Source organism: Saccharothrix sp. ST-888 (genome assembly GCF_000955975.1).
Classification (GTDB): domain Bacteria; phylum Actinomycetota; class Actinomycetes; order Streptomycetales; family Streptomycetaceae; genus Kitasatospora.
This window is the reverse complement of sequence record NZ_JYJF01000977.1, coordinates 1-302: the sequence shown is the minus strand read 5'-3', so window position 1 is coordinate 302 and position 302 is coordinate 1. Positions and strand designations below refer to the sequence as shown.

At 73.8% G+C, this 302-nt stretch carries 1 protein-coding gene; it reads left to right on the top strand.

Translation table 11 applies throughout. The features are described 5' to 3' along the window. Positions 1 to 302 (top strand): Maf family protein (locus UK12_RS35235; RefSeq protein WP_045307301.1); only part of this gene is annotated, 302 nt, incomplete at both ends.

Below are 302 nucleotides of genomic sequence, written 5' to 3'. Positions count from 1 at the left end.
CCAGCTGGTGATCGGCTGCGACTCCGTCCTGGAACTGGACGGCCAGGCCCTCGGCAAGCCCGCCGACGCCGCCGAGGCGCTGGCCCGCTGGCAGTCCATCCGCGGCCGGGCCGGCGTGCTGCAGAGCCGGCAATGCGTCATCCAGACCGCCACCGGCCAGCAGTCCTCGGCGACCGGCGCACCCACCGTCCGCTTCGGCGACCCGGACGACCCCGAGGTGGCCGCGTACATAGCACGGCGCGAACCACTGCAAGTGGCCGGGGGGTTAACACTCAACGCACGTCCGGCGCCCTCCCGCGACG